The sequence below is a fragment of the Pseudoalteromonas sp. SWYJZ98 genome (assembly GCF_015864495.1).
In the GTDB taxonomy this organism is placed as follows: domain Bacteria; phylum Pseudomonadota; class Gammaproteobacteria; order Enterobacterales; family Alteromonadaceae; genus Pseudoalteromonas; species Pseudoalteromonas distincta.
The window spans coordinates 53,364-60,631 of the sequence record NZ_JADYXA010000022.1 but is presented as its reverse complement, the minus strand read 5'-3'; the positions used below and the strand labels follow the sequence as shown (position 1 = coordinate 60,631).

The 7,268-nt window shown below is 42.7% G+C and carries 5 protein-coding genes; 2 read left to right on the top strand and 3 right to left on the bottom strand.

Features of this window, described 5'->3' with window-relative positions; all coding sequences use genetic code 11:
• Positions 1 to 168: 168 nt before the first annotated feature.
• The 3 genes from metH to metA are packed head-to-tail and all read right to left on the bottom strand — an operon-like array spanning position 169 to position 4,819.
• Positions 169 to 2,799, bottom strand: a complete 2,631-nt coding sequence (gene metH / locus I6F10_RS13175; RefSeq protein WP_197098958.1) for a methionine synthase — start codon at positions 2,797 to 2,799, stop codon at positions 169 to 171.
• A gap of 9 nt (positions 2,800 to 2,808) precedes the next feature.
• Positions 2,809 to 3,882, bottom strand: a complete 1,074-nt coding sequence (locus I6F10_RS13170; protein ID WP_024605362.1) for a homocysteine S-methyltransferase family protein — start codon at positions 3,880 to 3,882, stop codon at positions 2,809 to 2,811.
• Entirely contained in the window at positions 3,872 to 4,819 is a 948-nt protein-coding gene (gene metA / locus I6F10_RS13165; protein ID WP_002958117.1) for a homoserine O-acetyltransferase MetA, read from the bottom strand. The genes I6F10_RS13170 and metA overlap by 11 nt, the downstream gene beginning before the upstream one ends.
• Positions 4,820 to 5,041: 222 nt before the next feature.
• Between metA and ettA the strand changes: the two genes are divergently transcribed.
• Both ettA and I6F10_RS13155 read left to right on the top strand, forming a co-directional pair.
• The gene (gene ettA / locus I6F10_RS13160; RefSeq protein ID WP_039486820.1) at positions 5,042 to 6,715 is read left to right on the top strand and encodes an energy-dependent translational throttle protein EttA; all 1,674 of its coding nucleotides are present in this window, start codon (positions 5,042 to 5,044) and stop codon (positions 6,713 to 6,715) included.
• A 154-nt stretch (positions 6,716 to 6,869) separates the two neighbouring features.
• Positions 6,870 to 7,235: a PilZ domain-containing protein gene (locus I6F10_RS13155; protein ID WP_002958114.1), complete on the top strand. Its 366-nt coding sequence runs from the start codon at positions 6,870 to 6,872 to the stop codon at positions 7,233 to 7,235.
• Positions 7,236 to 7,268 lie beyond the last annotated feature (33 nt).

Sequence of the window (7,268 nt, the reverse complement as noted above, 5' to 3'; positions counted from 1 at the left end):
TGTTGCTTGCAGTGCTTGTTCTATATTCACAAAAAATCCGTAGTTAGTTTCCTAACTACGGATTTTGCATGATCGTTTGGATCGGTCAACCGGTCATTTTCTTAACTGATCGGCATTAGCCCAACTTGGCCCGTTTTTATTTTAACTAATAGCAGACCGCAGCTCTATTTACTCCGGATCATACCCCAAATTAGGCGATAGCCAACGTTCAGCTTCTTCAAGCGTCATATTTGTTCGCTTAGCGTAGTCTTCTACCTGATCCTTTTGCACAGCTGCTACGGCGTAGTATTTAGCCTCAGGGTGTGAAAAGTACCAACCCGAAACAGCAGCACCTGGCCACATGGCGTACGAGCTAGTTAGCTGCATACCAATGCGTTTTTCGGTGTCGAGCAACTGCCAAATTTTCTTTTTCTCAGTGTGCTCAGGGCACGCTGGGTAACCTGGCGCTGGGCGAATACCTTGGTAGTTTTCGCGTATTAGCTCATCGTTTGCTAGGTTTTCGTCTGGTGCAAAACCCCAATATTCTTTACGTACTTTTTCGTGTAGGTATTCTGCAAACGCTTCGGCGAGCCTGTCGGCAACCGCTTTAACCATTATTTTGTTGTAATCGTCTTGCTGTGCGTCAAACGCATTTGCTAAGTCGTCTTCTTCTAGGCCGCCCGTTACTGCAAACGCGCCAAAGTAATCAGGCGTGCCTTTGGGTGCTATGTAGTCGGCTAGGCAATAATTAGCAAAGTCGGTTTTTTCGGTTTGCTGGCGTAAATGGCACGAAGTAGTTAATACTTCTTTGCGTGTTTCGTCGGTGTATATTTCTATGTCATCACCCACGCGGTTAGCCGGGAATAAACCAATTACACCAAGTGGTTGCAAACTGCCTGCTTTTTCAAGGTCGTCGAGCATGTCGTTAGCGTCTTTAAATAAGCTTTGCGCTTGTTCGCCTACTACTTCATCGTCCATTATGCGCGGGTATTTACCAGCAATTGACCACGTCATAAAGTATGGCGTCCAATCTATGTATTTACGTAAAGTCGCGATTGATACATTTTTAAACTCGGTCACGCCCAGCTTTTTAGGCACTGGTGGTGTGTAGTTATCCCAATCAAGCTTTGCTGCGTTATCGCGTGCGCGCTGGATTGTAACAGGCTTAGAGCGTGGTTTTTTACGCGCTTGTTGCTCGCGTACTTTTACATATTCAGCTTTAGTTTTAGCTAAAAAGTCAGGTTTAAACTCTTTTGATAATAAGTTTGAAACCACACCAACTGCACGGCTTGCGTTATTTACATATACAACGCCTTTGTCATATTGCGGCTCAATTTTTACTGCTGTGTGCGCTTTAGAGGTAGTTGCACCACCAATAAGTAGCGGCAGTTCAAAACCACGGCGTTTCATTTCTTTTGCTACGTGCACCATTTCGTCAAGCGATGGGGTAATTAAGCCCGATAAACCAATAATATCGGCTTTTTCGTCGATGGCGGTTTGCAGTATTTTATCAGCAGGTACCATTACGCCTAAATCAATAACTTCGTAGTTATTACACTGTAGTACCACGCCTACAATATTTTTACCTATGTCGTGTACGTCGCCTTTTACGGTCGCCATTACTATTTTACCATTGGTTGAGCCTTCTTCTTTTTCGGCTTCAATAAATGGGTCTAGGTAGGCTACGGCTCGTTTCATTACGCGCGCCGATTTAACCACTTGTGGTAAAAACATTTTACCTGCGCCAAATAAATCACCTACCACGTTCATGCCATCCATTAACGGCCCTTCAATTACGTGAATAGGTTTATCGGCAGCAGCGCGGCACTCTTCGGTATCTTCATCTATAAAGGTAGTAATGCCTTTTACAAGCGCGTGCTCAAGGCGTTTTTCTACAGGCCATGTGCGCCATTCTAAATCTTCTACTCGCTCGGCTTGTGCCATACCAGAGTATTTTGGTGCAAGCTCTACTAAACGCTCGCCTGCGCCTGGGTCTGTGTTAAGTATTACGTCTTCAACGGCTTTACGAAGCTCCTCTGGTATGTCATCGTAAACAGCGAGTTGCCCTGCATTTACAATACCCATATCCATACCCGCTTTTATTGCGTGGTATAAAAATACCGAGTGAATAGCTTCACGTACTGGGTTATTACCTCTAAATGAAAACGATACATTTGACACCCCGCCCGACACTTTACAGTGCGGTAAGTTTTGCTTAATACGGCGTGTGCCTTCAATAAATTCTACTGCGTAGTTATCGTGCTCTTCTATACCGGTGGCTACGGCAAATATATTAGGATCGAATATAATATCTTCTGGTGGAAAACCAATGTCTTCTACTAATATTTTGTAGCTGCGGGCACATATTTCATATTTGCGGTCTGCTGTATCAGCTTGTCCGTCGGTGTCAAACGCCATTACAACGGCAGCTGCACCAAAGCGTTTTATTATTTTAGCTTGGCGAATAAACGGCTCTTCGCCCTCTTTTAGTGATATAGAATTAACAATGGCCTTACCTTGAATACACTTTAGGCCTGCTTCTATTACTTCCCATTTAGAGGAGTCGACCATGATGGGTACGCGTGAAATATCAGGCTCTGAGGCTATTAAGTTTAAAAACTTAACCATGGCGGCTTTTGAGTCCAACATGGCTTCGTCCATGTTTATATCAATAACCTGTGCGCCATTTTCTACTTGCTCGCGGGCCACTGTTAGCGCGGCTTCAAAGTCTTCTTCCATGATTAAACGTTTAAACATTGCAGAACCGGTTACATTGGTACGTTCGCCGACATTAGTAAATACTGCTATTTGTTGGGTCATGTTGGCTCCTTAATTTAAGTTACAGGCTTCAAGGCCTGATAAACGCATGCGTACTTCAAGCTCTGGCAGTTGGCGTGGTTTAACGCCTGCTAAACCTTTTGCAAAAGCACGAATATGCGCAGGCGTGGTGCCACAACATCCACCTACTATATTAATAAAGCCCGATTTACCCCAATCGATAATTTCGGCTGCCATTTCAGGCGCTTCTAAGTCGTATTCACCAAACTCATTAGGCAAGCCCGCATTAGGGTGTACCGACGTAAAGGTTTCGCACACGCGCGAAAGCTCTTCTACATATTGGCGCAGTAAATCAGGGCCAAGCGCGCAGTTTAAACCAATCGAAATAGGCTTAATATGGCGAATAGAGTTATAAAATGCTTCGGTTGTTTGCCCAGAAAGCGTACGCCCTGAAGCGTCGGTAATAGTGCCCGAGATCATAACTGGTAATGTGCGCCCTGCTTGCTCAAAGGCTTCTTCTACACCAAACGAGGCGGCTTTTGCATTAAGCGTGTCGAATATAGTTTCGATTAGTATTAAATCGGCGCCGCCTTCCATTAATGCAAGGGTAGACTCTACATACGCAGTAACTAGCTTATCAAAGGTGACATTTCGGTAACCCGGATCGTTTACGTCTGGCGAAATTGAACACGTTTTAGATGTCGGCCCTAAAACACCGGCTACATAGCGTGGTTTTTCTGGCGTTTTAGCCGTAAATTCATCGCAAATTGCGCGTGCTAATTTAGCCGACTCTAGGTTTATTTCACGGCTTAGGTTTGCCATGTCGTAATCTTCCATCGAAATAGTGGTCGAGTTAAACGTGTTGGTTTCGATAATATCGGCGCCCGCTGATAAAAAGCCACGATGAATATCAGTGATTAAGTCGGGCTTGGTTAGGCTTAATAAATCGTTATTGCCTTTAATTAATACATGCCAGTCTTTAAAACGCTCTCCGCGATAGTCTTCTTCTTCTAGCTTATGATCTTGGATCATGGTGCCCATAGCGCCATCTAAAATTAAAATGCGTTCTTTTAATGCGGCACTTATTTCGGCTTGCTTATTATTTGTAGGCGCGTTATTCGGCATAGTTGTTAGTCCTCACGTCTTGGCTAACTAAATTAATATCATACGGTGTGGTTTGGTACACGTAGTAATTTAACCAGTTCGAAAAAAGTAAAAAAGCATGGCTTTGCCACGTTTTTGAAGGTTGTTTGGTTGCATCGTCATCCGGAAAGTAATTTTCGGGTTTTGGTGCATTAGGGCTCTTTTTACAATCGCGCTCGTATTCTGCTTTTAGCGAGTCGGCGTCGTACTCTGGGTGGCCGGTTATAAACACTTGGCTACCTGATTTATTTTTAAGTAAGTAAGCCCCTACTCGCTCAGAACCAGCCAGTACAACGAGTTCTTCACAGGCGTTTATTTTATTTATATCAATATGGCCGTAGCGTGAGTGCGGTACTAAAAAGGTATCGTCGAATCCGCGAGTCAGTGCACCGTGATCAAAATAACACTGGTGAGTAAATACGCCACACAGTTTATCGTCTTTTAAATCGCGTTTTAAATTGTAACGGTGATATAACGCTGCATGCGCTGCCCAACACGAAAATAACGTAGAGGTAACGTGTTGCTCAGCCCAATCAATAATGACCTTTAGCTCATCCCAATACGCTACATCGTCGTATTCTAAATGGGCAAGTGGCGCACCAGTTACTATTAATGCATCGTAATTGTTGTCTTTAACCTCAGAAAAATAACGGTAAAAGGTATCAAGGTGCTCTTCTGAGTTGCTGCTACTGCGGTGAGTGTCGAGGCGCAGTAGTTCTACGTTTACTTGCAAAGGCGAATTGGCAAGTAAGCGAATAAACTGAACTTCGGTTTCTACTTTATTAGGCATTAAGTTTAAAATAGCCAAACGCATTGGGCGTATTTCTTGCGTTTTTGCACGACTTTTTGGCATTACAAATACGTTTTCTTGACGTAAACGTGCAATTGCCGGCAACTCGTCTTTTACTGTAATTGGCATACTTTACTCCTGCTCATAAAAACCGAGGCTTAATTATGAACTGAAAGTAAAAAATATCAACCTCTAGATGTATAGATGTCCAAATGAAATTTATTCATGATTTTATATTTTACTTACAAGCATGCTTTGGTGCTTTAAAACCCGCCATTCGTTGACTGTTTCACCCGTCAGCCACTACAATACAACATTGAAATTTTTATTATTATTTGAAGGCTTTCCTCCATGGTTTTACCTGATAAATTTATATTCTCGATGAGTCGAGTATCTAAGGTTGTGCCACCTAAGCGCACTATCTTAAAAGATATTTCGTTGCACTTTTTTCCTGGCGCTAAAATTGGTGTGCTTGGTTTAAACGGTTCTGGTAAATCTACGTTACTACGTATTATGGCCGGTGTTGACCAAGATTTTGAAGGTGATGCACATCCTCAGCCTGGTACTAAAATTGGTTATTTACCGCAAGAACCTATTTTAGACGAAAGTAAAACAGTACGTGAAACTGTTGAAGAAGCTGTTGGCGAAGTTAAACATGCACTTAAACGTCTTGACGAAGTGTATAACGAATACGCCATGGAAGACGCTGACTTTGACGCACTTGCAAAAGAGCAAGGCGAGCTTGAAGCTGTTATTCAAGCACACGATGGTCATAACATCGACAACGTTTTAGAACGCGCAGCTGATGCACTTCGCCTGCCAGAGTGGGATGCTAAAATTGAGCACCTTTCAGGTGGTGAGCGTCGCCGTGTTGCTATATGTCGATTATTACTTGAAAAACCAGACATGCTTATTCTTGATGAGCCTACTAACCACTTAGATGCTGAGTCGGTTGCATGGTTAGAGCGCTTCTTACACGATTACGAAGGCACTGTTGTGGCAGTAACGCATGACCGTTACTTCCTTGATAATGTAGCTGGCTGGATATTAGAGCTTGACCGTGGTGAAGGTATTCCATGGGAAGGTAACTACTCTTCTTGGCTTGAACAAAAAGATGCGCGCTTACAGCAAGAACAAAAATCTGAAAAAGCACGTCAAAAATCAATTGCGCAAGAACTTGAATGGGTTCGTTCAAACCCTAAAGGTCGTCAAGCTAAGTCAAAAGCACGTATGGCTCAGTTTACTGAAATGCAGCAGTCTGATTACCAAAAACGTAACGAAACTAACGAGATGTTTATTCCACCTGGCCCGCGTTTAGGTGACCAAGTACTTGAAGTAACTAATCTTCGTAAGAGTTTTGGCGATCGTGTTTTAATTGATGACTTAAGCTTTAGCATGCCAAAAGGTGCCATTGTGGGCATTATTGGTGCGAATGGCGCGGGTAAATCAACACTGTTTAAAATGATAAGCGGTGAGCAAACGCAAGACAGCGGTAGCATCAGCGTTGGCGAAACAGTACACCTTGCGACTGTTGATCAGTTCCGCGACGGTATGGACGAAAGCAAAACTGTTTTTCAAGAAATATCAGACGGACAAGACGTACTGAAAATTGGTAACTTTGAGTTCCCAAGCCGAGCATATGTAAGTCGCTTTAACTTTAAAGGTAACGATCAGCAAAAGTTTGTTAAAGACCTATCAGGTGGTGAGCGTAACCGCTTACACCTTGCTAAGTTATTAAAAGCTGGCGGCAATGTGTTACTACTCGATGAGCCAACCAATGACTTGGACGTTGAAACACTACGTGCACTGGAGAACGCTATTTTAGAGTTCCCAGGTTGTGTAATGTGTATCTCGCATGACCGTTGGTTCCTTGACCGTATTGCTACACATATTTTAGATTACCGCGATGAAGGTCAAATTAACTTCTTTGATGGTAACTACACTGAATATGAAGAGTGGCTTAAAAAGACCCTAGGCGCTGAGGCAACTCAACCTAAACGTATTAAATACAAAAAAATTGGCTAAAAATATTGGTTAATTTTATGTTTGTATAACTTAAGCCCTGCACTTTGCAGGGCTTTTTTATGCCACCAGCATTACAGGAGCATATCCTGCTAGCATGTAGAGAATTACCCGCTATGCTTAATTTATTATAAAAACAGTAAGGCTAAATTAGGTTATGCAAAATCGTCGACAGTTTTCTCGTGTGCTATTTTCAACTAACGCTCTGTTATGTTTTGATAGCCAACAGTATCCGTGTAAATTACTCGATCTATCGTTACATGGCGCGTTGGTTACTAATTGTGATGCATTTATTGGCAGCCACAATACGCAAGCAATACTGCGCTTTACATTGCCTCAAAGCGATATAGAAATAAAAATGGAAGTAGTGATTTGCCATATTGAAGCCGATCATATTGGTTTAAAATGCCATCACATTGATATAGACAGTATTACTTATTTAAAGCGTTTAATAGAGCTAAACTTAGCCGATGATGAGCTACTGCATCGCGAATTAGCGTCACTTATTAATGACTCGCAATAGACTCATTCTCTTAAGTTGATTACCATAGCGCAA

Bases quoted from the DNA above. Each gene is read 5' to 3' on its own strand.
- metH (WP_197098958.1), bottom strand. From the start codon at position 2,799: ATGACCCAACAAATAGCAGTATTTACTAATGTCGGCGAACGTACCAAT.
- I6F10_RS13170 (WP_024605362.1), bottom strand. From the start codon at position 3,882: ATGCCGAATAACGCGCCTACAAATAATAAGCAAGCCGAAATAAGTGCC.
- metA (WP_002958117.1), bottom strand. From the start codon at position 4,819: ATGCCAATTACAGTAAAAGACGAGTTGCCGGCAATTGCACGTTTACGT.
- ettA (WP_039486820.1), top strand. From the start codon at position 5,042: ATGGTTTTACCTGATAAATTTATATTCTCGATGAGTCGAGTATCTAAG.
- I6F10_RS13155 (WP_002958114.1), top strand. From the start codon at position 6,870: ATGCAAAATCGTCGACAGTTTTCTCGTGTGCTATTTTCAACTAACGCT.